21 protein-coding genes are annotated in these 24,237 nt (G+C 65.9%); 10 read left to right on the top strand and 11 right to left on the bottom strand.

What is annotated here, in order from left to right; genetic code table 11:
* Positions 1 to 3: 3 nt before the first annotated feature.
* The 5 genes from AC1DN9_RS20015 to AC1DN9_RS19995 all read right to left on the bottom strand — a co-directional run bounded on the left by AC1DN9_RS20015 (position 4) and on the right by AC1DN9_RS19995 (position 6,713).
* Positions 4 to 1,986 (bottom strand): alkyl/aryl-sulfatase, encoded by a 1,983-nt coding sequence (locus tag AC1DN9_RS20015; RefSeq protein WP_478103164.1) that lies wholly within the window; start codon positions 1,984 to 1,986, stop codon positions 4 to 6.
* Positions 1,987 to 1,993: 7 nt separating this feature from the next.
* Positions 1,994 to 3,430 carry a DUF1254 domain-containing protein gene (locus AC1DN9_RS20010; protein ID WP_478103163.1) on the bottom strand — a complete coding sequence of 479 codons (1,437 nt, stop codon included), beginning with the start codon at positions 3,428 to 3,430 and terminating at the stop codon, positions 1,994 to 1,996.
* A 28-nt stretch (positions 3,431 to 3,458) separates the two neighbouring features.
* Positions 3,459 to 4,517 (bottom strand): DUF1214 domain-containing protein, encoded by a 1,059-nt coding sequence (locus AC1DN9_RS20005; protein WP_478103161.1) that lies wholly within the window; start codon positions 4,515 to 4,517, stop codon positions 3,459 to 3,461.
* A gap of 149 nt (positions 4,518 to 4,666) precedes the next feature.
* Complete coding sequence (locus tag AC1DN9_RS20000) at positions 4,667 to 5,845, bottom strand: lipid-transfer protein (RefSeq protein ID WP_478103160.1); 1,179 nt, start codon at positions 5,843 to 5,845, stop codon at positions 4,667 to 4,669.
* Between the two features lie 28 nt (positions 5,846 to 5,873).
* Positions 5,874 to 6,713: an enoyl-CoA hydratase/isomerase family protein gene (locus tag AC1DN9_RS19995; RefSeq protein WP_478103159.1), complete on the bottom strand. Its 840-nt coding sequence runs from the start codon at positions 6,711 to 6,713 to the stop codon at positions 5,874 to 5,876.
* 242 nt (positions 6,714 to 6,955) lie between these two features.
* On the opposite strand from AC1DN9_RS19995, the gene AC1DN9_RS19990 reads away from it, so the two are divergent.
* Entirely contained in the window at positions 6,956 to 8,779 is a 1,824-nt protein-coding gene (locus AC1DN9_RS19990) for an acyl-CoA dehydrogenase (RefSeq protein WP_478103157.1), read from the top strand.
* Positions 8,780 to 8,845: 66 nt separating this feature from the next.
* On the opposite strand, the gene glmS is transcribed toward AC1DN9_RS19990, so the two are convergent.
* Positions 8,846 to 10,726: a glutamine--fructose-6-phosphate transaminase (isomerizing) gene (gene glmS, locus AC1DN9_RS19985; RefSeq protein ID WP_478103156.1), complete on the bottom strand. Its 1,881-nt coding sequence runs from the start codon at positions 10,724 to 10,726 to the stop codon at positions 8,846 to 8,848.
* A gap of 139 nt (positions 10,727 to 10,865) precedes the next feature.
* Between glmS and AC1DN9_RS19980 the strand changes: the two genes are divergently transcribed.
* Positions 10,866 to 11,357: an Lrp/AsnC family transcriptional regulator gene (locus tag AC1DN9_RS19980; protein WP_478103154.1), complete on the top strand. Its 492-nt coding sequence runs from the start codon at positions 10,866 to 10,868 to the stop codon at positions 11,355 to 11,357.
* Positions 11,358 to 11,374: 17 nt separating this feature from the next.
* Here AC1DN9_RS19980 and glmU read toward each other — a convergent pair whose 3' ends face one another.
* A complete protein-coding gene (glmU, locus tag AC1DN9_RS19975; RefSeq protein WP_478103152.1) occupies positions 11,375 to 12,808 on the bottom strand; it encodes a bifunctional UDP-N-acetylglucosamine diphosphorylase/glucosamine-1-phosphate N-acetyltransferase GlmU in 1,434 nt (477 codons plus the stop codon).
* A 144-nt stretch (positions 12,809 to 12,952) separates the two neighbouring features.
* On the opposite strand from glmU, the gene AC1DN9_RS19970 reads away from it, so the two are divergent.
* Positions 12,953 to 13,885, top strand: a complete 933-nt coding sequence (locus tag AC1DN9_RS19970; protein WP_478103151.1) for a glycosyltransferase family protein — start codon at positions 12,953 to 12,955, stop codon at positions 13,883 to 13,885.
* Here AC1DN9_RS19970 and AC1DN9_RS19965 read toward each other — a convergent pair.
* On the bottom strand, positions 13,870 to 15,159 hold the full coding sequence (locus AC1DN9_RS19965) for a hypothetical protein (protein ID WP_478103149.1): 1,290 nt from the start codon (positions 15,157 to 15,159) through the stop codon (positions 13,870 to 13,872). The two genes, AC1DN9_RS19970 and AC1DN9_RS19965, sit on opposite strands and share 16 nt — an antisense overlap.
* 116 nt (positions 15,160 to 15,275) lie before the next feature.
* Positions 15,276 to 16,046 (bottom strand): Crp/Fnr family transcriptional regulator, encoded by a 771-nt coding sequence (locus tag AC1DN9_RS19960; protein ID WP_478103148.1) that lies wholly within the window; start codon positions 16,044 to 16,046, stop codon positions 15,276 to 15,278.
* Between the two features lie 38 nt (positions 16,047 to 16,084).
* Here AC1DN9_RS19960 and AC1DN9_RS19955 point away from each other — a divergent pair, with 38 nt between their 5' ends.
* Entirely contained in the window at positions 16,085 to 16,546 is a 462-nt protein-coding gene (locus AC1DN9_RS19955; protein ID WP_478103147.1) for a BLUF domain-containing protein, read from the top strand.
* A 5-nt stretch (positions 16,547 to 16,551) separates the two neighbouring features.
* On the opposite strand, the gene AC1DN9_RS19950 is transcribed toward AC1DN9_RS19955, so the two are convergent.
* Complete coding sequence (locus AC1DN9_RS19950) at positions 16,552 to 16,881, bottom strand: DUF2917 domain-containing protein (protein ID WP_478103146.1); 330 nt, start codon at positions 16,879 to 16,881, stop codon at positions 16,552 to 16,554.
* Between the two features lie 144 nt (positions 16,882 to 17,025).
* On the opposite strand from AC1DN9_RS19950, the gene AC1DN9_RS19945 reads away from it, so the two are divergent.
* A complete protein-coding gene (locus AC1DN9_RS19945) occupies positions 17,026 to 18,009 on the top strand; it encodes a LysR substrate-binding domain-containing protein (protein ID WP_478103145.1) in 984 nt (327 codons plus the stop codon).
* A gap of 16 nt (positions 18,010 to 18,025) precedes the next feature.
* Here AC1DN9_RS19945 and AC1DN9_RS19940 read toward each other — a convergent pair whose 3' ends face one another.
* On the bottom strand, positions 18,026 to 18,643 hold the full coding sequence (locus tag AC1DN9_RS19940) for a 5-formyltetrahydrofolate cyclo-ligase (protein WP_478103143.1): 618 nt from the start codon (positions 18,641 to 18,643) through the stop codon (positions 18,026 to 18,028).
* 9 nt (positions 18,644 to 18,652) lie between these two features.
* On the opposite strand from AC1DN9_RS19940, the gene AC1DN9_RS19935 reads away from it, so the two are divergent.
* The 5 genes from AC1DN9_RS19935 (at position 18,653) to otsB (ending at position 24,234) form a co-directional block, all read left to right on the top strand.
* Entirely contained in the window at positions 18,653 to 20,671 is a 2,019-nt protein-coding gene (locus tag AC1DN9_RS19935; RefSeq protein WP_478103142.1) for a lytic transglycosylase domain-containing protein, read from the top strand.
* A 43-nt stretch (positions 20,672 to 20,714) separates the two neighbouring features.
* On the top strand, positions 20,715 to 21,347 hold the full coding sequence (locus tag AC1DN9_RS19930) for a mechanosensitive ion channel domain-containing protein (protein ID WP_478103141.1): 633 nt from the start codon (positions 20,715 to 20,717) through the stop codon (positions 21,345 to 21,347).
* Between the two features lie 94 nt (positions 21,348 to 21,441).
* Positions 21,442 to 22,125, top strand: a complete 684-nt coding sequence (locus AC1DN9_RS19925) for a glutathione S-transferase family protein (protein WP_478103140.1) — start codon at positions 21,442 to 21,444, stop codon at positions 22,123 to 22,125.
* Positions 22,126 to 22,168: 43 nt separating this feature from the next.
* Complete coding sequence (locus tag AC1DN9_RS19920; protein WP_478103138.1) at positions 22,169 to 23,437, top strand: multifunctional CCA addition/repair protein; 1,269 nt, start codon at positions 22,169 to 22,171, stop codon at positions 23,435 to 23,437.
* A gap of 62 nt (positions 23,438 to 23,499) precedes the next feature.
* The gene (gene otsB / locus AC1DN9_RS19915; RefSeq protein ID WP_478103137.1) at positions 23,500 to 24,234 is read left to right on the top strand and encodes a trehalose-phosphatase; all 735 of its coding nucleotides are present in this window, start codon (positions 23,500 to 23,502) and stop codon (positions 24,232 to 24,234) included.
* Positions 24,235 to 24,237: the final 3 nt, after the last annotated feature.

Raw genomic sequence — 24,237 nt, 5'->3', positions numbered from 1 at the left:
AACTCATGGGGTGACGATGTTGAAGCTGGGCTTGAACGCGTCCAGCATGCCGAGCAGTTCGGTGAGCTTGCCCGCATTGCCCTCGACGCGGATGTCGCCCTGCTTGAGCGCCGTGGCGAAGTCGAGCTGTCGCAAGCTGATGCGGTCGAGCACGGCCTTGTTCATGCGCACCGTGGCGTCGGCCTTCGCATGCTTCGTGCCTTCGCGATGCGTGAGCACGCCGTTGCGCAAGGTCAGCGCAAAGGACTGGCGCACGTCGTCGAAGCTCCAGTTCAGCGTCATGTCGTGGCCCTGCGCTTTGTCGGAATCGACCCGGACGGCCAGGAAGTCGAAGAACATCGCCGGCGTCGCCGCCTTGACGAGATCTTGCGTGGCGCGGCTCGCCAGCTCGGGGACGCCGTTGCGCAGGTCGGCCGCGCCGGACAGGTAGATGTTGCGCCAGACCGCCGATTCGCTCTGGTAGCCGAGCTGCTCGAGCGCATCGGCCTGCGCATCGCGCGCCTCCTTGTTGTCGGGCTCGGCGAAGACGAGGTGGTTGCCGATCTGCACCGCCCAGCGGTAGTCGCCGCGGCCCATGGCCTCGCGCATCTGCGCGAGCACCGCGCTCGCACCGCCCATCGCAGCGACATAGTGCTTGCCGGACTCCACCGGCGGCAGCGGGTCGAGGTTGGCGGGGTTGCCGTCATAGAAGCCCATGTAGCGCTGGTAGACCGCACGCACGTTGAAGCTCAGCACGCCATAGTAGCCGCGCGCGTACCACTTCTTGTCGAGGTCGCCCGGCAGCTTCTTGATGGCCTCGGCGATCTCGTTCGGCGTCAGCCCCTGGTTCAGCAGATGCAGTGTGCGGTCGTTCATGAAGGCGTACATGTCGCGCTGGTCGGCCAGCAAGGTGCGGATGTTCTCGCCGCCCCAGGTGGGCCAGCTGTGCTGCGTGAACATCACCTCGGCCCTGTCGCCATAGCGCACCAGGCTGTCGTCGAGGTATTTCGACCAACCCTTGGCATCGCGCACCAAAGCGCCACGCGGCGTGAGCAGGTTGTGCATCATGCGCGTCGCGTTCTCGGCCATGCACAGTGCATGCTGCTTCGGCAGGTACATGTGCATTTCCGAGGGCGCCTCGGTGTCGGGCGTGAGCTGGAACTCGATGGGCACGCCGTCGATGACGTGCGATTCGAATTCCTTCGTGATCAGGTGGGTCGGCGGAATCAGCGTGATCGTCGCGCTGCGCGGCGTGCCCTTGCCCAAGCCCGTGTCGACCTGTGCGCGCTCTCCGCGCGGCAACGCGGAGCCGGCCTGGTACATGCCGCGCCGGAACATCGCATTGCCGGCCAGCAGGTTTTCGCTGATCGCCTCCTCCATGAAGCCAGCGGGCGCGAAGATCTTCACCTTGCCCGCCTTCACGTCCGCTTCGTCAATCACGCCTCGCACGCCGCCGAAGTGATCGACGTGGCTGTGCGAGTAGATCACCGCGACCACTGGCTTGGCTGGGCGATGCTGGCGGTACAAGGCCAGCGCGGCGCGGGCCGTCTCGGAACTCAGCAGCGGGTCGATGATGATCAGTCCGTGGTCGCCTTCGATCACCGTCATGTTGGCGAGATCCATGCCGCGCAACTGGTAGACCCGGTCGGTCACCTTGAAGAGGCCGGCGCGCGAATTGAGTTGCGCATGGCGCCACAGGCTCGGGTTCACGGTGGCTGGCGCCTGGTCCTGAAGCAGGAAGTCGTAGCTGTGCGAGTCCCACACGACCTGCCCCGCGTCGTTCTTGATCTGCCCCTCGAAGGGCGCGACCAGACCGCGGCCAGCCGCTTCGAAGTCGGCGCGGTCGTCGAAAGGCAGTTGCTTGAGCACCGCGGCGTTGCGCGCCGCCGTGGCCTCGCTGGCAGCCTTGGCGGGTCCGGCGGGTGCCGCATCGGCCGGTGCGGCATGGATCGAATTGAAAGCCAGCGCGAGGGCCAGCCCGATCGTCTTTGCGTGGACGTGCTTCATCTCTCTATCAATCGCTTTTGGTGCGCAGGGCTGTTGCCACCGGCTGCAGCGCCGGCCTTTTCCATTCGCCGTTCAATGCTTCGGGCTTGGGCCAGTACAGGCGCAGCGCCGCGAAGAATGGCCCCTCCGGCGCAGGCAGCCAGTTCGCCTCCTTGTCCTTGCCCGGCGAGTCGTGCTGAAGGTAGATCGTGATTGCGCCATCGGCGTCGCGCTTCAGCCCGGGCAGCATCGGCGAGTTGATCAGGTAGCGACCGATCGGATTGCCGACCAGCGTGCGCGATGGCAGCTCGTACATCGTCAGGGACCAGAAGGCGTTCACAGGCGGCAGTTGGCCGGGCGCGAATCGCATCGTGTAGCGCTGGCCCGCGCCGTCGAGCTTGCCGCCGGTGGCATCGACGTAGTAGACCGGGTAGAGGGCCTCTTCCTGGTCCATGCCATAGATGCCGCCGACCGCACCGCGCATGCGGTAGAGGTAGTTGTTGCGCAGGCGCTCGCGCGAGCCGAACAGGTCGCGGCTGGTGATCTCGCCGGAGGCCAACTGCTTGTCGAGGACGGCAAGTGCCTGCCAGGCGTCGGCCATGCCGGCTTCGATGGCGGTCTTCATTGCGGGCGACAGCGCCTGGACATCGATGTGCCGCCGCGCCCCCACGCCGAGCCGGGACAGCCGCTGCATCAGCGCCTGCTCGCTGGGATGCGGGGGGCAGAACTGCAGCACGAAGTTCAGCAGATTGAAGAACTCCAGCGAGCTGCGCTGTTCGGCGACGGACAGCGGGCGCGGAAAGTCGACGGCGGCCGCCGACGCCGCAGGTCGCCCCATGTAGGACGACAGCGTCTGCACGCGATAGCCCGCCTGCACCTTCTTCACGGCGTCGATGTCCTGCGGACCGAAGAGCTGGGTGCGAATCATGATGAAGGCGAAATCGGTCTCGGAGCGAATCACCGAGGCAACGCCCTCGGGCTTCTCGCCCGACCACCCGGGCCTCGCCAGCAGGAAGCGGCCGGCAGCGTTGCCGGTGGTGCGACTGCCCACGTAGGCGAAGTTGTGGGTGTAGGCATCGACGAACTGCAGCGAGTAGTAGCGGCCCGGCTCGACCTGCGGCACGCTAATCACCAGCGGCTCGGCGCGCAGGTCCGCACCGATGAACGAATACGGCGTGTCGGAGTTGGGCGACTGGATCGCGCGGTCGTCCGGCGTGTACACCCGCGCGGTGTTGTGGACCTGGTTCCAAGGCCCCTTGTATTCGGGACCGGCGCGCTCGACGAAGTACGAGTGCTGGATGCGGTAATGGTCCACCATCGGATAGCCATAGATGTAGGCCTCTTTCGCGATGGCGCGGGCCTCGTCGGTGGAAAGCGCCGTGGACTGCGCGCACGCGATGGCGGGCAGCAGCAGGCCGCCGATGAGCGACACGACGAACGCTGCGATCCTGTGGAGAGTCGGCATGGTCTTGATTCGAAAGATCGAAGGGGCTTCAGCGAGGCACGGCCTGCGCCTGGGGGAAGATCCAGTCACCGCTCAGGATCTCGGTTCGCGCGCGGTACAGCCGCACCATGTAGTTCCAGCCCGGCATGGTCGGCAGGCAATTGGGGAGCTTGCCGTCGCAACCGCCGAACTGGATGTCGATCGAGCCGTCGGCACTCCGCCTGGCCGTGATGTTGTTGAGGGCGTAGGCCTCGTAGGGGTTGGGCTTGAAGAAGCCGTGCTCGTCGTACACGCTCACCGACCAGAAGCCATCCACCGGCACGTCCTTCACCCGCATGCGATAGACGGTGGCTCCATCGTTGCGGCTGGGCGTCACATTGAGATAGAGCGCGTCCTTCTCGTTGTTGCCGCCCCATGCGATGGCGGAGCCGATCAGGCGCCGCACCGGTGCCACCTGATCACGGCTGCCGAACATGCCTCGCGAATCGGGCACTGTCTTGCCCAGTTCGAACAGGGCTTCGCGCATGTGTTTCAGGCTTGCCGGGTCCCAGGCCGGCACCTCGAAGCGGCCGTTGCCTTCCTGGCGCGTGCCGATGGCATCCTGCAGCGCATGGACCTGCCTGCGGTCGGCCGCGTCGGCCGGATCGAACAGGATGCGAATCCCGAGCATCGCGTAACGGGTGCCCAGCTGCTCGCGGGTGAAGGTGTAGGTGCCCGGCTTGTAGATCGCGGGCGACGCGTAGTGGTCTTCGTTGTAGGCCACCAGCGAGATGTAGCGCTTGCCGGCGTCGGGCAGCGTCACCGTCACCGGCCCGGCGTCGAGGTCGAATACCCCCACCGAGTAGAGCGTGTCGCGATTCACCCGCACGACGGCCACCTTGTCGAGCGGCACGAAGTCGCGGTAGTGCATGAGCTTGCCGAACGCGTACGACGCGATGTTGCCGAAATAGCGATCGGTTTCGGCGCGCACGAAGTTGTCGGGCGTGACGGCCAGGGCGGGCTCTTTCGCCACACCAGGCTCGGCCGATGCCGCGGTCATCGTGGCCAGGCAGGCCATCACGGCGAAGATGGGAAATACGGGAAATGCGCGGTGCAGATGCTTTTTCATGGCGATGTCTCTCTCGTTGGCTTTCTTGTCCTGCGGCACTTCAACAGGGTCGATGCATCCTGATCGAGGGCTTGTCCCGGTTGATGACGGCGTGGCGGCCGAGGTCGCGCTGCTCCGGCCCCACGTTCGCGCGGCCATTCATGTCGAACTCAGATGCAGTACATCGTGACGACAGCGGCGCCGCCGATGCCGACGTTGTGCTGCAACGCCACGCGCGCGCCTTCGACCTGGCGCTTGTCGGCCCTGCCGCGCAGCTGCGATACCAGTTCGTAACACTGCGCGAGACCGGTCGCGCCAATGGGATGACCCTTGGAGAGCAGGCCGCCCGAGGGGTTGACCACGTAGCGGCCCCCGTAGGTGTTGTCGCCATCGTCGATGAACTTCTGCGCGCCGCCTTCGGGACACAGACCCAGCGCTTCATAGGTCAGCAACTCGTTCTGCGCGAAGCAGTCGTGCAGCTCGACCACGTCGACGTCCTCGGCACCGATGCCGGCCAACTCGTACACGCGCCTTGCCGCCGCGCGCGACATGCCGAAGCCTGCAAGGTGGCGCATGTCGCCGGAGTTGAAGGTCTCGGGGCCGTCCGTGGCCAGCGCCTGGCCGGCGATCCACACACGCGCGTCGAGGCCGTGCTTCTTCGCATAGTCCTCGCTGCACAGCACCGCGGCGGCCGCGCCGCAGGTCGGCGGGCAGGCCATCAGGCGCGTCATCACGCCGGGCCACATCACCTGGTCAGCCATTACCTCATCGGTGCTGACCACCTTGCGGAACACCGCGAACGGGTTGTTGGCCGCATGGCGGCTGGCCTTGGCGCGAACCTTGGCGAAGCTCTCCAGCGGTGTGCCGAAACGCTTCATGTGCTCCTGGCCGGCCGCGCCGAACAGGCGGAGCGCCGGCGCCACCCCTTCGGGAACCACGCTGGCGCAGGTCTGCTGGAACAGCTCCAGCGGCGAGGGCCGGTCGGTGTACATGTCGCCCAACGCGCCCGGATTCATCTGCTCGAAGCCGAAAGCCAGCACGACGTCGGCCTCGCCGCCGGCGATGGCCTGGCGCGCGAGATAGAGCGCGGACGATCCGCTCGCGCAGTTGTTATGCACATTGATGACCGGAATGCCGGTCATGCCCACGTCGTACAGCACGCGCTGCCCGCCGGTGGAGTCGCCGAAGATGTAGCTGGCATAGGCCTGCTGCACGGCCTCGTAGCCCACGCCGGCATCCGCCAGCGCGAGCCGCACGGCCTCGGCGCCCATCACCGGGTAGGTCTCGCTCTGGCCCGGCTTCTTGAAGGGAATCATGCCGACACCGGCCACCACTACTTTGCTTGTCATGTATTTCTCCTTTTGAACGTTTGAAAACTCACAGGCCGGAGGCATCGAAGCGAGGCGCACCAGCGTAGGCGGGTGCCTCGCGCGAGAGGAAGCGCGTGAGCGCCTCGGCGTGATAGTTGCTGCCGGCCAGAATCCCCTGCAGGGCGGCCTCCCATTGCGCCAGTCCATACCGGTCCGTCTCGAAGGACCGGTTCAGGATGTTCTTCGTCAGGCCGAGCACGTGCGTGGGCGCGTCGTCGAAGCGGCGCGCGAAGGCGAGCGCCGTCTCGAGCAGGCGCTCGGCCGGAACCACGGCCTGAACCAGGCCCATCTGCAGCGCCTCGTCGGCGGGAATGTCGCGCGCGCTGAAGGCGATCTCCTTGGCGCGCGCCAGGCCCACGAGGCGCGGCAGCACATGCAGCAGCGACAGGTCGGGCACGAAGCCCACGCGCGCGAAGCTGGCCGCGAACTTGGCGCGTTCGGATGCGATGACGAAATCCGCCCCGAGCGCGAGCGAGAAGCCCGCGCCCACCGCGAAGCCGTCGACCGCGGAGATCACCGGCTTTTCGAGATCGGCCAGTTCCGCGAACCATCGATGGGCGTCGATGAGCAGGTCCCGAACGGCGAAGGGCTTTTCGGTCTCGTCCCCGCCGTTCGACAGTTGCGCGCCCGAGCAGAAACTGCCGCCGGCTCCCGTCAGCACCACCGAGGCGACCGACGGATCCTGGCGCGCGGCGCGAATGGCCGCAGGCATCGCCGCCCGCAGCGACTCATCGAGCGCGTTCTTGTACTTGGGCCGGTTCAGCGTCATGACCGCCGTCTTGCCCACCTTCTCGTAGACCAGGACTTCTTCGCTCATCTGAATGTTGATCGGCTGCTGGATAGACATGCCTTCAGGTTAAGGAGCGCCATCGCGGAATTCCCCACCCTTTGGGGATGGGGGGCGCCTTCGGCGCCGCCACGCAAAACCTTCAACGAGCGGGTGGTGTTGAACGTGAAATCCTGCATCCGGGCAGCCTACGTGGACGCCCGCTTCTGCGGCCCCTCACTTTGGGGTGGGGCCGAGGCCCAGCCTTCTGTGGTCTCCTTGCCGGCTACCTGAAGCCCGCGACCGCAGGTCGCCCCGCCCGCATGACCCAAGAACTCATCCTCTCCCGCAGCGACCTCGACTTCCTCCTCTTCGACTGGCTCAAGGTCGATGCTCTCGCCCGGCGCCCCCGCTTTGCCGGGCAGGACCGTTTCGACTACGCATCGGTCCTGGACACCTACGCCAGGATCGCCACCGAGTTGTTCGCCACGCACAACAAGAAGAGCGACAGCCAGGAACCTTCGTTCGATGGCGAGGCGGTGACCGTCATCGACGAAGTCGGCGTGGCCATGCGCGCGTTCTCGGAGGCCGGGCTCATGGCCGCGGCCTTTCCCGAAGAATGGGGCGGCATGGGCCTGCCCTCGGTGGTAGAGCGCGCCGGGATGGCCTACCTCATGGGCGCCAACGTCGCCACTGCGGGCTATGCCTATCTGACGATCGGCAACGCCAACCTGCTGATGGCGCATGGCAAAGCAGAGCAAGTGGCGAAGTACGTGCCCGCGATGGCGCAAGGTCGCTTCTTCGGCACCATGTGCCTCTCCGAGCCGCAGGCCGGATCGAGCCTTGCCGACATCCGCACAAAAGCGGTGCCCCAACCCGACGGCCGCTATCGCCTCTTCGGCAACAAGATGTGGATCTCGGGCGGCGAGCATGAGGTGTCGGAGAACATCGTGCACCTCGTGCTGGCCAAGATCCCCGATGCGAACGGGCAGATCCCGCCCGGCGTGCAGGGCATCTCGCTGTTCACTGCGCCGCGCCGACTGGTGAACGAGGATGGCAGCCTGGGCGAGCGCAACGACGTCGTACCGGCCGGCGTGAACCACAAGATGGGCCAGCGCGGACTGGTCAACTGCCTGCTCAACTTCGGTGAAGGAAAGTTCAGGCCGGGAGGCGAGGCCGGCGCCATCGGCGAGATCGTCGGCGAGCCCGGCAAAGGCCTCGCTTACATGTTCCACATGATGAACGAAGCCCGCATCAGCGTGGGTCTGACCGCCGCCGCCCTCGCCTGCACGGGCTACCAGCACGCACTGGACTACGCGAAGACGCGCACCCAAGGCCGCACGCGCAGCCAGCGCGATCCGGCATCGCCGCCGGTGCCCATCATCCAACACACCGACGTGCGCCGCATGCTGCTTGCGCAAAAGGCCTACGCCTCCGGCGCGCTGGCGCTGTGCCTGTACGCGGCGCGCCTCAACGACGACGTCCATTCGCTGGAAGATCCGGCAGAGCGCGACGACGCCCATCTTCTGCTCGAGCTGCTGACACCGATCGCCAAGAGCTGGCCCGCGCAATGGGGGCTGGTCGCCAACGAGCTGGCCATCCAGGTGCACGGCGGCTATGGCTACACCCGTGAATACAACGTCGAGCAGTTCTATCGGGACAACCGCATCAATCCCATCCACGAAGGCACCTTCGGCATCCAGGCCCTCGACCTGCTGGGCCGCAAGACCCGTGTCGCGCAGGGACGGGCCATGCAGCTCCTGTCGGCGCGCCTCGCGCCCACCGTCAACGCCGCGGCACACGTGACTTCCCTCCAGGACCACGCTCTCGCACTCGAGGCGGCGTGGGTGAAGCTGTGGACCATCACTCGCCAGCTCCACGCGCTGGAAGACGCCGAACTGCAACTCGCCAATGCGGGCCCCTACCTCGAAGCATTCGGCCATGTCGTGGTCGGCTGGCTGTGGCTGGATCAGGCCGTCGCAGCGAGCAAGCTGCTCAAGGGCTCCCAGGCCAGCGACTTCCATCGCGGCAAGCTCGCCGCCTGCGACTACTTCTTCGGCTGGGAGATGCCCAAGGTCGACGCGTGGCTCGCCGTGCTCGATCCGATCGAGCGCACGCCGCTGGAGACGCCTGCGCACTGGCTGTGAGCGGAGGACATCTCCCACCTCCTCCTCTCTCTCCCTCCCTCCCCCCCGATGCGGACCTGAGCGGACCTACTCCACGGTCACGCTCTTGGCCAGGTTGCGTGGCTTGTCGACATCCGTCCCCCGCGCACATGCCGTGTGATACGCCAGCAACTGCAACGGCACCACGTGCAGCATCGGCGACAACGCGCCGTAGTGCTCGGGCATGCGGATCACATGAACGCCTTCGCTGCTCTCGATGCGCGTGTCGCCGTCGGCCAGCACATACAGCACGCCCCCGCGTGCGCGCACTTCCTGCAGGTTGCTCTTGAGCTTCTCCAGCAGCGCGTCGTTGGGCGCGACAGTGACCACCGGCATCTCGCTGGTGACCAGCGCGAGGGGGCCGTGCTTGAGTTCACCGGCCGCGTAGGCTTCCGCATGGATGTAGGTCACTTCCTTGAGCTTGAGCGCGCCTTCGAGCGCGATCGGGTAGTGCAGGCCCCGGCCGAGGAACAACGCGTTTTCCTTGCGCGCGAAGTCCTCCGCCCAGCTGATGATCTGCGGCTCCAACGCGAGCACCGACTGCAGTGCAACCGGCAGATGCCGCATTTCTTTCAGGTAGCGCACTTCATCCACTGCGGACAACCGGCCCTTCGATTGCGCGAGCGCCAGCGTGAGCAGGAAGAGGCCCGCCAATTGCGTCGTGAAGGCCTTGGTCGAAGCCACCCCGATCTCGACGCCCGCGCGCGTGATGTAGGCCAGCTTGCACTCGCGCACCATGGCGCTGGTCGCGACGTTGCAGACGGTGAGTGTCTGCGTCATGCCCAGTGAGCGCGCGTGCTTCAACGCGGCCAGCGTGTCGGCCGTTTCGCCCGACTGGCTGATCGTCACGACGAGCGTCTTCGGGTCTGGCACGGAGTCGCGGTAGCGGTATTCGCTCGCGATCTCGACCTGGGTGGGGATCTTGGCGATGCCTTCGAGCCAGTACTTTGCCGTGCAGCCGCTGTAGTAGCTGGTGCCGCAGGCCAGGATCAGGACCTTGTCGATTTCCCTGAAGACGCGCCATGCGGCGGCGCCGGGCTCGCCGTCGATCGCTACACCGTCGAAGAGCTCGGGCACGATGCCTTCCACGCCTTCGAGCGTGTCGGCAATGGCGCGCGGCTGCTCGAAGATTTCCTTCTGCATGTAGTGGCGATACGGACCGAGTTCGGCCGCGCCGCTGTGTGCCTGCACGGTACGCACCAACCGGGTCACGGGCTTGTGCGCGCGATCGACGATCCAGTACTTGCCGGGCTGGATGTCGACCACGTCGCCTTCTTCGAGGTAGACGATCTGGTCGGTCACACCGGCGAGCGCCATCGCATCGCTGGCGAGGAAGTTCTCGCCCTCCTCCGCGCCCACGCCGAGGATCAGCGGCGACCCGGCGCGCGCGCCGACCACGCGGTGCGGCTCGTCGCGGCAGATCACTGCAATGGCGTAGGCGCCCTGCAGTTGCCTGACGCTCGCCTTCACGGCTTCGAAGAGGTCTCCGTCGTAGTGGCTGTCGACGAGGTGTGCGATGACTTCGGTATCGGTCTGGCTGGCGAATGCATAGCCCTTGCCCTGCAGGGCGACGCGCAGGGGCTCGTGGTTCTCGATGATGCCGTTGTGCACGATCGCGATGCGTCCGGGCCGCGCCGCCTCGGCGTCCGCGCCGGGACCATGGCTGAAATGAGGGTGGGCATTGTGGACCGCAGGCGCGCCATGCGTGGCCCAGCGTGTGTGGGCGATGCCGGTGGTGCCTTCCACATGATCGTTTCGCACTTGAGCCAGCAAGTCGGCCACGCGCGACGTGGTGCGAGCGCGCTGCAGACCATCGCCATGGACGGCCACGCCACAGGAGTCATAGCCGCGGTATTCCAGACGCTGCAGGCCCTGCACGAGGATGGGAACGATGTCGCGACCGGAAACAGCGCCGACGATGCCACACATGAAATTGCTCCTGGGGATTGGAAAGTTGAGCAATCCTATGGCGCGTCGATTGAAATTTCTCTTCTCATTTCTTCCATATATGGAATCAAATTACTTGCGACGTGATTGGTGAATTTTTATTTCACTATGATCCATAGAAATGAAAATAACAGATCTCGATGACATCGACCTGCGTCTTCTCGACGCGCTGCAACGCGATGCCTCCCAAAGCAACCAGTCGCTGGCCGAACGCTTCAGCATTTCGCCACCCACGTGCCTGCGGCGCCTGCGTCGCTTGCGCGAATCAGGATGGATCGAGAGCGAGGTCGCGATCCTGCGCGCCGACCGGATCGCTCCGCTGCTCACCGCGGTGGTGGAGATTTCGCTGGATCGGCAGGACGCATCCGCGCTCGACGCCTTCGAGCAACGCATTGCGTCCGACGAAGCGGTCCAGCAGTGCTATCGCGTCTCACCGGGACCGGATTTCGTATTGATCGTCACTGTGCGCGACATGCCCGGCTACCAAGCCTTGGCGCAGAGGCTCTTCACGAGCGATGCCAATGTCCGCAACGTGAAGGCCTTCTTCAGCGTCAAGCGGGCGAAGTTCGCGCCGCAGTTGCCGTTGCCGTTGCCGCTGTCCCGCCGCGGATGACGCCTTGACCGGGCGCTTCAGTCTTTGGGCACCTTCTTCGGACGCTGCCAGTTCGCGAAGCTGGTCTGCCGCGCGCGCGAGATCGTCAGCGCACCCGGCTCGGTGCTCTTGGTGACGGTCGAGCCGCCGCCGATCGTGCCGCCCGCACCGATCGTGACCGGTGCGACCAGCACGCAATTGCTGCCCACGTGCACGTCGTCGCCGATAACGGTGCGGTGCTTGTTGGCGCCGTCGTAGTTGGCCGTGATGCTCCCGGCGCCGTAGTTGACGCGCTGGCCCACCGTGGCGTCACCCAGATAGGCAAGGTGATTGGCCTTCGCGCCCGCCGCGAGCGTCGAATTCTTGACTTCCACGAAGTTGCCGATGTGCACTTCCGCGCCCAGGCGCGCCCCGGGCCGCAGGCGCGCGAACGGCCCGACCAGCGAGCCCGCGCCCACCGTCACGCCGGCCTTTTCGCCATCGATGTGGGTGAAGGGATGGATCACCGATCCGGTCTCGATGCGCGCATTGGCGATGACGCAGTTGGCGCCGATGCGCACGCCCGCACCCAGTGAGACTGCCCCCTCGAACACGCAGTTGACGTCGATCTCGACGTCCGCTTCGCAAGCCAGCGTGCCGCGCAAGTCGAAGCGCGCAGGGTCGGCCAGCCGAACACCCTGCGCCATCAGCGCATCGGCCTGGCGCAGTTGGTAGGCGCGCTCCAGCGCGGCCAGCTGCGCGGGGCTGTTCACGCCGGCCACCTGCAGGGCATCGTCAGTGCGATGCGCGACCACCGGCACGCCGTCGACCGTAGCAAAGCCGACGACGTCGGTCAGGTAGTACTCGCCCTGCGCGTTCTTGTTGTCGAGCCGCGTGAGCCAGGTTTTCAGGAGCCGGGCGGGCACCGCCATGACGCCGCTGTAGATCTCGTTGATGGCGCGCTGGCCTTCATTCGCATCCTTTTCCTCGACGATGGCGAGCACTTCGCCCTCCGTCTCCTGGCCCAGCGCCCGCACGATGCGGCCATAGCCGGTCGGCTTGTCGACCTGGATGGTCAGCAGCGCCAGCCGTCGCCCTGCGCTTTCCGCGACCAGCGCGCGCAAAGTGGACTCGCCGATGAGCGGAACGTCACCGGAGAGCACCACCACCGTGCCGTCGTCTGGCAGCAGCGGCATCGCCTGCTGCATCGCATGGCCGGTGCCCAACTGCGGAATCTGGCGCGCGAAAAGAGGCGTCACGCCCGGCACGGCGCCGTCGAGGGCCGATTCGACATCGGCCGCGCCGTGCCCGGTCACGACGACGATGTTGCGCGCGCCAACGCGGGTGGCGGTGTCGATCACATGCGCCACGAGCGACCGGCCACCCAGGCGGTGCAGCACCTTGGGCAGGCTGCTCTTCATGCGCGTGCCTTTGCCGGCAGCCATGATGACGATGTCGAGAGGTTCCTGGTTGTGCTGCGGAGTCTGATTCATGCCACTTTTCCGAATGCTTCGCGCGAACTGGCGCGATTGGCGCGGATTATCGACGCGTCCGCACTCGGCAATGCGCTGCGAAATGCACCGATCGCCGGCGTACGACATCTGTTTACACTCGAACGCGCCTTACCTCCACTACCCATGAACATCACGCTCTGCACGCTCTTCGAAGGCAACTACCATTTCGGGGTTGCAGCGCTGTCGAATTCGCTGATCGCCGCCGGCTACGAGGGCGACCTCTGGGTCGGCTATCGCGGTGCGCTGCCGAGCTGGATCACGCAATCGCCATCCTTCGATCGTTCCACGGGCCGGCTGCAGGTCGCGCAGACGCTCGCCCTATGCATGGTCGAACTCGACACGCCGCTGCATTTCGCCTACTACAAACCCACTTTCATTCGCGAAGTATTCGAGCGGCATGCACCGGCATCGACCGTCGTTGCCTATCTCGATCCCGATATCGTCGTGAAGTACGACTGGTCCTCGTTCACGGGATGGTTCACCGAAGACGGCATTTCGCTTACCGAGGACATCAACTGGAGCTTCCCGGCGCGACATCCCAAGCGCCTGCTGTGGAACCGTTTCTTCGAGCCGCACGGCATCACGCCCCGGCGCGCGCTCGAGCGCTACTACAACTCCGGTTTCATTGCCGTTTCGCGCGAGCACTTCGAGTTCCTGGCCCTGTGGCGCCATCTGTGCGAGATCGTCCTGGCCTACAACGCCGGCATCAAGCACCTCAAGGCAGGAGGCCCGGCCGCACTCTTCCATTCGACGGACCAGGATGCCATGAACTTCGCCCTCACGGTATGCGACGCGCCGCTGAACACGGCGGGGCCTGAGGCAATGGATTTCGCGCCCGGCGGGTATTACCTCTCGCACGCCATCGGTTCGGTGAAACCATGGCACGGCGGGCATATCCGCCAAGCGCTGCGGGGCAAGCCGCCATCGATGGCCAGCAAGTGGTACTACCGCTTCGCCAATGCGCCCATCAAGGTGTATTCCGACGGCGATCTCGCGAAACGGCAAATCTCGCTCAAGATTGCCTCGGCCATCGGACGAATCTACAAGCGAGCCTGAGCCGGCCCCATCCGCCACTGCCTCCAGCGCATCGTGAGGAGCGCGTACTGGTAGCCGAAATTGGCCACGCTGGTCGCGATGCCGAACCCGAGGACCGAGCGAAGATCGGTCACACCAATCACTGCCAGATAGAGAACCTGGATGGTCAGCGTCACCAGGATGCTGTAGCTCTGCCCCGACGTCGCCCCACGCACCGTCAGCGAACGGAAGGCGAAGCCTGATGCGCTCTGCAGCATCGATGAGAGGAACACCATCCATACCAGCGGCGTCAGGCTGCTGTATTTCGAGCCCAGCAGCAGGATCCAGTACTGGGGAAAGTAGATCGAGGTCAACAGCGCCAGTCCCATCGTGCAAAGATAAGCCAGATGCGCCCTGAGCACGATGGACTGCAGCCGCGTGCCCGTGGGCGAGCGGGCAATGGCCGGAAACAGAAGGATGCCGGTGACACGATCGACGACGATCAGCACCATGCTCAGGCGCCCGAAGGCACCCACTTCCGCCATCATGTTCGACGTGCCGAAGAGCGACACCAGGAACACCGTCACGACGCCCTGCACCTGGTAGAAGATCGCCGGGAGTACCAGGGGCTTGGCAATCTGGATCACCTGGGCATCGACGCGCCGGGCATCGTCGGCATCCAGCCTTGAATCGCCGATTTCGTGCACCCTGAACTCGTGGCGAAAGAACATGACGCTCACGATGCTCGTCGCGGCCGTGGCCGCCACGACACCGGCCACGGTCCATGAGGTCGTCGGAAGCAACAGGACGGTGCCGACAAACGTGATCCGCACGAGGCTCGAAGTGAAGCCGATGCGATTCAGGCTGGGGATGTGCCCAAGAATCACCAGGATGGTGCCGCCGTAGTGCTCCCGCAGCGCCAGAAGAACGACCGTGAGCATCAGCGCTGACGCAAGGAAATAAGCCGGCCCGAACCAGCCGTGCTGGCGGGAGGTGAGGAACCAGTAGGGCACCACCAGCAACAGACCCAGGCCCAGCAGCAGCCAGCGCTTGCGGAACACCTGCTGACACGCGCCGACCACCCACGGAACCTCATTCGAACGCTGCCCGACCACCGGCATGCAGCAGTGAGCCAGCCCCAGATCGGTCACTCCCAGAACCAGCATCATGCAAGCGGCCAGAAAGGTGTAGGCGGCGTACTGGTCCTTGGGCAGCACGTTGACGATGAGCAGTCCGGAGACGCCGCCGACGGCCACGCCAAGCGATTCGACGCCGCCAACCGTGGCGATCTGGCGCAGCCGGGAGAGCAGGTTCATCAGATGAGGCGATGCAATAGTGTCAGGAAGGGACCTGACGATAAGCGATATCGATGACGCAGGCGCATCGATATTGCCGGGCGGCGTGCGCTCCTGCGCAAAGACCGCCAGAGCCGTCAGATCAGCGGCACCGGACGCAGCGGCCGCTCGAAGTAGTCGCCCAGCGATTCCAGCGCCTTCGGATCGAGGATGCGCAGCCAGCCGCCTTCGAGGCGATGCAGGTTCAGGTGCCGCAGTCGCCGCAAGGTCTTGTTGGTGTGGACGAGAGACAACCCGAGCGCGTCGGCGATGTGCTGCTGGTTGAACGGGAATTCGACCCAGCCGTCGCGCACCATGCCGACCCGCTGCGCACGGCGATAGAGATGCATCAGCAGCATCGCGACTCTTTCGTTCGCGTTGCGCCTGCCGGCGGTGACGAGGTTGTCGTCCACCATCTTCTCCTCCCGCGCGGCGAGCCAAGTGATTTCGTAGCCCAGCTTTGGATGCGCATGGAACAGGTCCCAGAGCTCGTCGCGGTCGAACATGCAAAGGGTGACGTCGGTCACGGCCTCGACGCCGTGCGTATAACCGTCGGCAAATTCGTCCTGCAGTCCGATGAAATCGCCCGGCAGCAGAAAGCTCAATATCTGCCGGCGGCCGTCGCTGAGCGTCTTGAAGCGAAAGGCCCAGCCGCCGTAGAGCGTGAAGAGATGGGGACCGGGGCGGTACTCCTCGATGATGGGTCTTCCGGCTTCGACAAGGCGCGAACCGCGTCGGAACGCCTCGATGGCGCGCACTTCGGCCGGGGATACCTGGAGGAAGGCGGGATTCGCGCGCAGGCCGCACTGATCGCAGGGGTGGTCACCGCAAGGGGGAACGGCGGGCGCCGGATAGTCCTCGAATTTCACGTCGGCACTATAGGCCCGCGAAACTGCCGCTGTCCTGAGTGTCTTTTGACATTTCGCCGTTCGAGTCCGGCTCCTACACTCCGCTCGCCTTCTCTCCCCGACAGCCGATGGAACTTCAGGAAATCCTCTATTGCAGCCGACTCGCCCCCGATCAGTCGACCACCGTGGTGGGCCACATCGTGACCCTGGCCCGCGCCCGGAACGCCCAGGAAGGGATCACCGGCCTGCTGGTATTTGACGGATTGCGCTTCTGCCAGCATCTCGAGGGGCCGCCGGAGCCAGTGATTTCGCTGATGCGCCGCCTGGCAGCCGACCGGCGGCATTCGGATGTGCGCATCCTGTATGAGGGCACGCTGCTGAAACGCCGCTACCAGCGCTTCGAGATGGGCCTGGCGGAAGTGGAAGACCACGAAGATCTGGCGGACCTTCATGATCTCCACGGCAGGGAGGCGCTCGAGCGCTTCATCGCGCTGCGCTCCCGCTTCGATATCGCCGGCTGAGGCGCTCAGCCCCTGGGTGCGGCCTGGACGGCGTCCCAGCTGTAGGTCGCGCCGTTGCCGTCCCAGGGCTCCATGACGATGCGCTGGCCCGCCGCCACGGTGATCGACTCACCCGGTGCCAGCACCAGGTCTTCGCTTCCCCATTGGGCGGTGGCGTCGCGCGTGACCCACACCCGGCCTTGCCGGACGCGCAGCACGCTGGCGCTCGTTGCCTTCAGACTCATCGCATGGCCGGCCTCGAGTTGCCATGCCCCACGGCGCACGGCCGAAGGCACGGTGGCCGGACGGCCCAATGCAATGGAAGACGGCGAGGTGGAGGTGCAGACGGCAGACATGTTCGACTCCTTGATATTGAGCACGCAAATGGCGCGCTTCGGGAATGAATGATCTGCCCTCCGTCGTTGGCGGTCCAATGAAAACGCGGTAGCCTACTGATTCCGGATTCGCATCAATCCACCCATCGTCGAAGGCCGACAGACATGCTCCATTCGCAAACCCATCTGCGGTCCAGACCGATTTCGGCCGGCCACCTTCGCGCCTTCGAGGCGGTCGCCCGCCACCTGAACTTTCGGGCCGCGGCCGAGGAAATGGCGTTGACCCAGTCGGCCGTGAGCCGTCAGATCCAGTCACTGGAGGAGGAGGTCGGCGTGGGTCTCTTCCTGCGGCACACGCGGGCGGTCGAATTGACGAGCGCCGGTGCGCAATTGCTGCTGGCGGTTCAGCAGTCGTTGCCGCGCATCGACGGTACAGTGCGTCAGATCCGTCAGAACGCCGGGCGCAAGAGCGTGTCGCTCACGACCTTCGCATCGTTCGCCTCGATGTGGCTGATTCCGCGCCTGGAGGCGTTTCAGCGCGACAACCCCGAGATCGACATCCGCATCGACGCCAGCGACGCGGCGCTCGACCTGGACATCGCTGATGTCGACATCGCCCTGCGCTACGGCCCGCGAGAGAACATGCCGGCCGGCGCCCTGCGCCTGTTCGGCGAGAACATCACGCCGGTGGCAAGCCCTTGGCTCATCAAGACCAATCCGCCGATCAAGTCGCCGGCGGACATCGCCGGCTTCACGCTCATCGAAGCGGGAGACGCGCACCGCACCCACCTCGAATGGCTCACCTGGCGCCGCTGGTTCGAGGTCAACAACATGTCGCGCGCGCAGCCGCGGCGCTGGCTGTACTTCAACTATGCCTACCAGATGGTGCAGGCCGCCCTGACCGGCCAGGGCGTGGTTCTGGCGCGAAGCTCGCTTATCGCGGAAAGCCTGGCAAACGGCGACCTCGTGGAGGTGCTTCCGCACCACCGGATGGATTCACCGATGGGCTACTGGCTGATCACCGGCCCGCGCAGCGCGCCAAGGCCTGAAATCCAGGCTTTCAACGAATGGCTTCAGGCCCAGGCTGCGATCACCCGGGAAACGATCGGCGAGGTGCCAGACCCCGACACGATCGATCAGATGGATTGACTCGTCGCGTGCCCGGTCAACCTATCGGCCAGACGACGCCGTTGTCGTTCAGGATTGCATCGAGTGGCAGGTCGTGCGCCTCTGGTTCGAAGTTCTCCAGGAAGCCATTGGTGAAACCCAGGCCGACCGTGAACGGTCTCGGCTCCAGCGCCGCGAGCGTGCGGTCATAAAAGCCGCCACCGTAACCCAAGCGATAGCCGCCAGCGCTGTACCCCAGGCAGGGCACGAAGAGCAGCGTGGGCACGATCAGCTCGGTTTCCTTCGGCTTCGGGATGTCGAAGGCATCGTTTTCCATCGGGCAGCCCGGATACCACGCGTGGAAGCCCAGCGTCTTGTGGACCCGGTTGACGACGGGCAGGCCGATGCGCCTGCGCTGCGGCTCGTCCAGGAGTTCGCCGTCTTCCTTCCAGCGGTGCAGCGCCGGCAACGGATCGAATTCACCCTTGATCGGCCAGTAGGCGCCGATCACGGTATCCGGCCGCCCGACGAGCCAGATCCGCATCACGCGCTGCAGAAGATCGGAACGCGCGAGGCGGTCCGGCATGCCGAGGCGCTGTTCGATCAGCGCCGCACGCAACTGAGACTTGAGAAATGTGGCAGTTGCCGAGGTGTCGGCACCCTTTGACTTGTCCATAATCCCCCGATGCAATTCGCAAGCATTTTGGCATCCGTCCGCCGCCGCCGACGCGGTGCTCTTTCAACTCTTGCTTTTTCGTTCCTTGTGATTGCCGCGACGACCCGGCCGGCCGACGCGCAAAACAGCAACGACGACGTCCTCCTCCAGATGAAACAGGCCGCCCAGCGCGGCGACAAGGCGCGCCTCACGGCGCTGCTGCCGCAGGCACGCGGCCATGTGCTCGAACCGTGGGCCGCCTACTGGGAAATGAAGGCTCGCCTGCAGGATGTAAGCCTGCCGGAGATCCAGGAGTTCCTCGCACGGTACGCCGGCACCTACCAGGAGGACCGCCTGCGCAATGACTGGCTGCTGCTCGCCGGCCAGCGCCGCGACTGGGAAGGCTTCACCTCGCTGAACCCGGCATTCCGCATGAACGACGATGCCCAGGTGCGCTGCTACGCCGTCCTGGTCGAGACCTTGCAGTCTGGCACCGCCACCCCCGGCCAGTTGGAGGAAATACGCCGCAACTGGTTCGGCCAGCGCGACCTCGATGACGGCTGCCTGACGGCGGCGGACCGCATGATCAGCGCAGGCCTGATGTCGCCCAACGATGCCTGGAAGAAGGCGCGCCTCGCCATCGAGGCGAACCGGCCGCAGGCGGCTCGCGCCGCGGTGATGCTGGTGGCGCCCGATGCGATCCCGCTGTTCGACGAAATGAACGCCAACGTCGGCAAGTTCCTGGCCGGCCGGGCCGTCGTCGCGGCCAAGTCGCGCCGCGAACTGGTGGTGCTCGCGCTGATCAAGATGGCGAATGCCGACCCCGACATGGCCGCGTCGCAATTCGACGCCAAGTGGAGCCCGATGATGTCCGCCGAAGAGCGCAACTGGCTCTGGGGCACCATCGGACGGCAAGCCGCGAGCAAGCTCTCGCCGCTGGCCAACGGCTATTTCGCGAACGTCACCAAGAACAGCGACCTCACCGACGACATGCTCGCCTGGAAGGCGCGCGCCGCATTGCGCGCCGGCGACTGGAAGATCGTGCAGGCCGCCATCGACGCCATGAGCGAGACGCAGCAGCGGGATCCCGCCTGGGTCTACTGGAAGGCTCGCGCCCTGGCTTCATATGGCGGCGACGAACGCCGGGCCCAGGCCCGCACGCTGTACGAGAGCATCTCCGGCACACGCGGCTTCTACGAACTGCTGGCCCTTGAAGAACTGGGCCAGCGTGCGACCGTGCCGACGCGGCCGGCGCCGCTCACGCCCGAAGAAAAGAACGCGGCGCGCAACAACCCGGCGCTCAACCGGGCGCTCTACGCCATCTCGATCGGCTTGCGCCCCGAAGGCACGCGCGAGTGGAACTACGCCACCAATCTGCACACCACGGGCGGCATGACCGACCGGGACCTGCTGGCCGCAGCGGATCTCGCCTGCCAGCGCGAGGTATGGGATCGTTGCATCAACACCAGCGAACGCACCAAGGGTGTGATCGATGTCGAGCAGCGCTTCCCGATGCCCTTCCGCGACACGGTGGTGCGCAAGAGCCGGGAGATCGGCCTCGATCCCGCCTACGTCTATGGCCTGATCCGCCAGGAAAGCCGCTTCATCATGGATGCCCGCTCGGGCGTCGGCGCCTCGGGTCTGATGCAGGTCATGCCGGCCACCGCACGCTGGACCGCCAAGAAGATCGGCATGAGCGACTTCACGCCGGGCCAGATCAACGACCACGAGACCAACATCACCATCGGCACCAACTACCTGAAGCTCGCGCTCGACGACTTCGACGGCTCCATGGCGCTGGCTGCCGCGGCCTACAACGCCGGCCCCGGCCGGCCGCGCAACTGGCGCAACGGGCCGACGATGGAGGCCGCCATCTGGGCCGAGAACGTGCCTTTCAGCGAGACGCGCGACTACGTCAAGAAGGTGCTGGCGAACACCACCAACTACGCAGCACTGATCACCGGCAAGCCCCAGTCGCTCAAGGAAAGGCTCGGCCGCGTGGGCCCGCGCGATACCGCCGAGCCAGAGTCGAGCAAAGACCTGCCTTGAGCAACCGCGAACCAGCCCTACGCGCTAAGGGTGAGGGTCCGCCATGATCCATGCCCTGCAGAACCTGCGCGCCCAATTGCCCGGCTGGGCCATCGAATGGCTGGAAATCATCGTCCCGACGGCGCAGGTCGGGCTGATCCTCCTGGGTGCCTGGCTGATCTATCGCTTCGTGCGCCGGCTGATCGCGCGCGTGACCACGGGCTACCGATTGCCCCACAACGTGGCCATGGTCACTCGCCGCACGGCCGGTTTCCTGATCTATGGCGGCGCGCTCATGTGGGGCCTGGAGCGGCTGGGCGTCTCGGGCACCGTGCTATGGACCGCCTTCACGAGCTTTGCCGCCGTCGGCGCCGTGGCCTTCTTCGCGGCCTGGAGCGTGTTGTCGAACATCTTCTGCGCGCTGCTGATCTTCACCACGCGCATGTTCTGGCCCGGCGACACGGTCGAAGTGCTGGAGAACGGAGAGAAGCCGGGCCTCAAGGGCCGTGTGTTGGACATCAACCTGATCTTCACGACGCTGGAAGAAAGCGGCAGCGCCCAAGGGGGCACGACGCTCAAGATTCCGAACAGCATGTTCTTCCAGCGCGCAGTGCGCCGCTGGCACGGCAACGCGCCCGAGCTGCCGCAACGGGTCGACCTGGCGCCGCCGACCTCCCGGGACACCCTGCACCGCTGAGCATCAATTCCGGGCCGTGATTGCATCAATCACCCCGGAGGCCGCAGCTAGCATCGAAGGCTTTGCACCACTTCCGACTTCTGGAGACCCCGCCATGCCACAGCTCTACATCGGCAACAAGAACTACTCGTCCTGGTCCATGCGGCCCTGGGTGGTCATGAAGCAGGCGGGCATCGCTTTCGATGAGGTCATGCTGCGCTTCGACTCCTTCGGCGAGGACTCGAAGTTCAAGCACACCATCCTGCCGCTCAATCCGACAGGAACGGTGCCGGTGCTGAAGGACGGCGACATCGTCGTCTACGACACGCTCGCGATCTGCGAATTCCTCGCCGAGACCTATCCCGACAAGAAACTGTGGCCCGCCGACCGCGCCCGGCGTGCGCAGGCGCGCAGCGCATGCGCCGAGATGCATGCGGGCTTCGGCATGCTGCGCACCCATTGCACGATGAACATCGAGGCCGACCTCCGGCAGCAGGGCCAGATCATCCTTCGCGACCAGCCTGGCGTGCGCGCGGACCTCGATCGCATCGTGCAGCTCTGGAGCGGCCTGCTCGAAGCGAGCGGCGGCCCCATGCTGTTCGGCGAATTCAGCATTGCCGACGCCTACTTCGCGCCCGTGTGCATGCGCATCATGACCTTCGGGCTGCCCGTGCCTGCAGCGATCTCGGCGTACGTCGAGCGCATTCGCGCGCTGCCGGGCGTGAAGGCGTGGATGGACGAGGCCCTCCTCGAAAAGGACTTCGTCGTCGCCGACGAACCCTACCGCCTGGCGCCCTGAACCGATCGCGCACCGCCCAGGCGCGCCGCCCTACACTGCGCGCATGCAAATCTATCTCGTCGGCGGTGCGATCCGCGATGCGCTGCTGGGCCGGCCCGGCAGCGACCACGACTGGGTGGTGGTCGGCGCCACGCCGGAGCAGATGGTCGCGCGAGGCTATCTGCCCGTCGGCCGCGACTTTCCCGTCTTCCTTCATCCGGAAACGCGCGAGGAGTACGCGCTGGCACGCACCGAGCGCAAGAGCGCGCCGGGCTATCGCGGCTTCGTCGTCCATGCGGCGCCCGACGTCACGCTGGAACAAGATCTCGCACGGCGCGACCTGACGATCAACGCCATTGCGCTGCCGGCGGACAGGATCGGCGCATCCGACCGGCTCGACGTAGACCCGACGGAACTCGTCGACCCCTTCGACGGCCAGCGCGACCTGCGGGAGAAATGCCTGCGCCACGTGACCGATGCCTTCCGCGAGGACCCGGTGCGCATCCTGCGCGTCGCGCGATTCGCGGCGCGCTTCGACGACTTCCGGGTTGCGCCGGACACCATGGCACTCATGCGCGCGATGGTCGAGGCCGGCGAAGTCGATGCATTGGTGCCCGAGCGTGTCTGGCAGGAACTCTCGCGCGGCCTGATGGAAGCGAAGCCTTCGCGCATGTTCGAGTTGCTGCGCGAGTGCGGCGCCCTCGCCGTGCTGTTGCCGGAAGTTGAGCGGCTCTGGGGCGTCCCGCAGCCCGAAACGCATCACCCCGAGGTCGATACCGGCGTGCACCTGATGATGGTGCTCGACATGGCCGCACACCTCCACGCGCCGCTGTCGGTCCGCTTTGCCTGCCTGGTTCATGACCTCGGCAAAGGCACGACGCCGACCGACGTGCTTCCCCGGCATACCGGCCATGAGCAGCGCAGCGCCAGGCTCCTGCGGGCGGTGTGCGATCGCTGGCGCGTGCCCGTCGACATTCGCGAGCTGGCCGACGTGGTGGCACGCGAGCACGGCAACATCCACCGCAGCGGTGATCTCAACGCCGCGGCCGTGGTCCGGCTGCTGGAGCGCTGCGATGCTTTCCGCAAGCCGCAGCGCTTCGACGAGGTCCTCCAGGCCTGCGAGTGCGATGCACGCGGACGGCTGGGCCTCGAAAACCAGCCCTATCCCCCGCGCGAGCGCTTGGCGGCGGCACTCGCCGCGGCGCAATCGGTGTCCACCGAGCCCATTGCGCGCGAGGCGCTGGCGGCGGGCGCGACCGGACCGAAAATCGGCGATGCGATCACCCGTGCCCGCGTGGCCGCCGTGGCAGAAGGCCTTCGCCCCTACTCCTGAAGTTGGATTGGCGGTTTTGGCCGACGCGCTGCGCGGCGGGAGTCTGCTATGGTTTTCCCTCCATGCAGACGCCACCCAGACTCCCCACCGACGCTGCGCTCTTCCTCGACTTCGACGGCACCCTGGTGGCGCTCGCAGAGACCCCGGAGGCCGTGCATGTGCCACCTGCGCTCATCCCGCTGCTCGGCGATCTCCATGACCTCCTGGGCGGTGCGCTGGCCGTCGTCTCGGGTCGGCAGATCGACGTCATCGACCGCTTTCTCGCGCCCCTGCGCCTGCCCGCCGCCGGCGAGCACGGCGTCCAGCGCCGCGATGCGGACGGCCAGATGCAGGAACAGCGCGCGCCCGATCTCAAGAAGGTTCTCGACGTGGCCAACGAGCTTGCACGTGTGCACGAGGGCCTGCTGGTGGAGCGCAAGCACGCCGCCATCGCCCTGCACTACCGGCTCGCACCGCAACTCGAAGCCGTCTGCCGCGACGCGATGGCGCGCGTGATCGACGGCCAGCCGCAGCTGGAATTGATGCACGGCAAGTTCGTCTTCGAGGTGAAGCCCGCAGGCATCAACAAGGGCATCGCGATCGATGCGTTCATGCACGAAGCGCCTTTCGCCGGCCGCGTGCCCGTGTTCGCGGGCGACGACACGACCGACGAGAACGGTTTCAGCGTCGTGCAGCCGCTCGGCGGCGTGGCGATCAAGGTCGGCCCGGGCCCCAGCCAGGCGCTGCATCGGCTCGAATCGCCGCGCGAGCTCTTCGAATGGCTCGTGGCGGCGCGGGACTTGCTCGCAACGCCGTGATCC

Source organism: Variovorax sp. 05L425 (assembly GCF_056397705.1).
The sequence above is the reverse complement of the archived record's forward strand: the minus strand, read 5'-3'. Positions and strand labels throughout refer to the sequence as shown.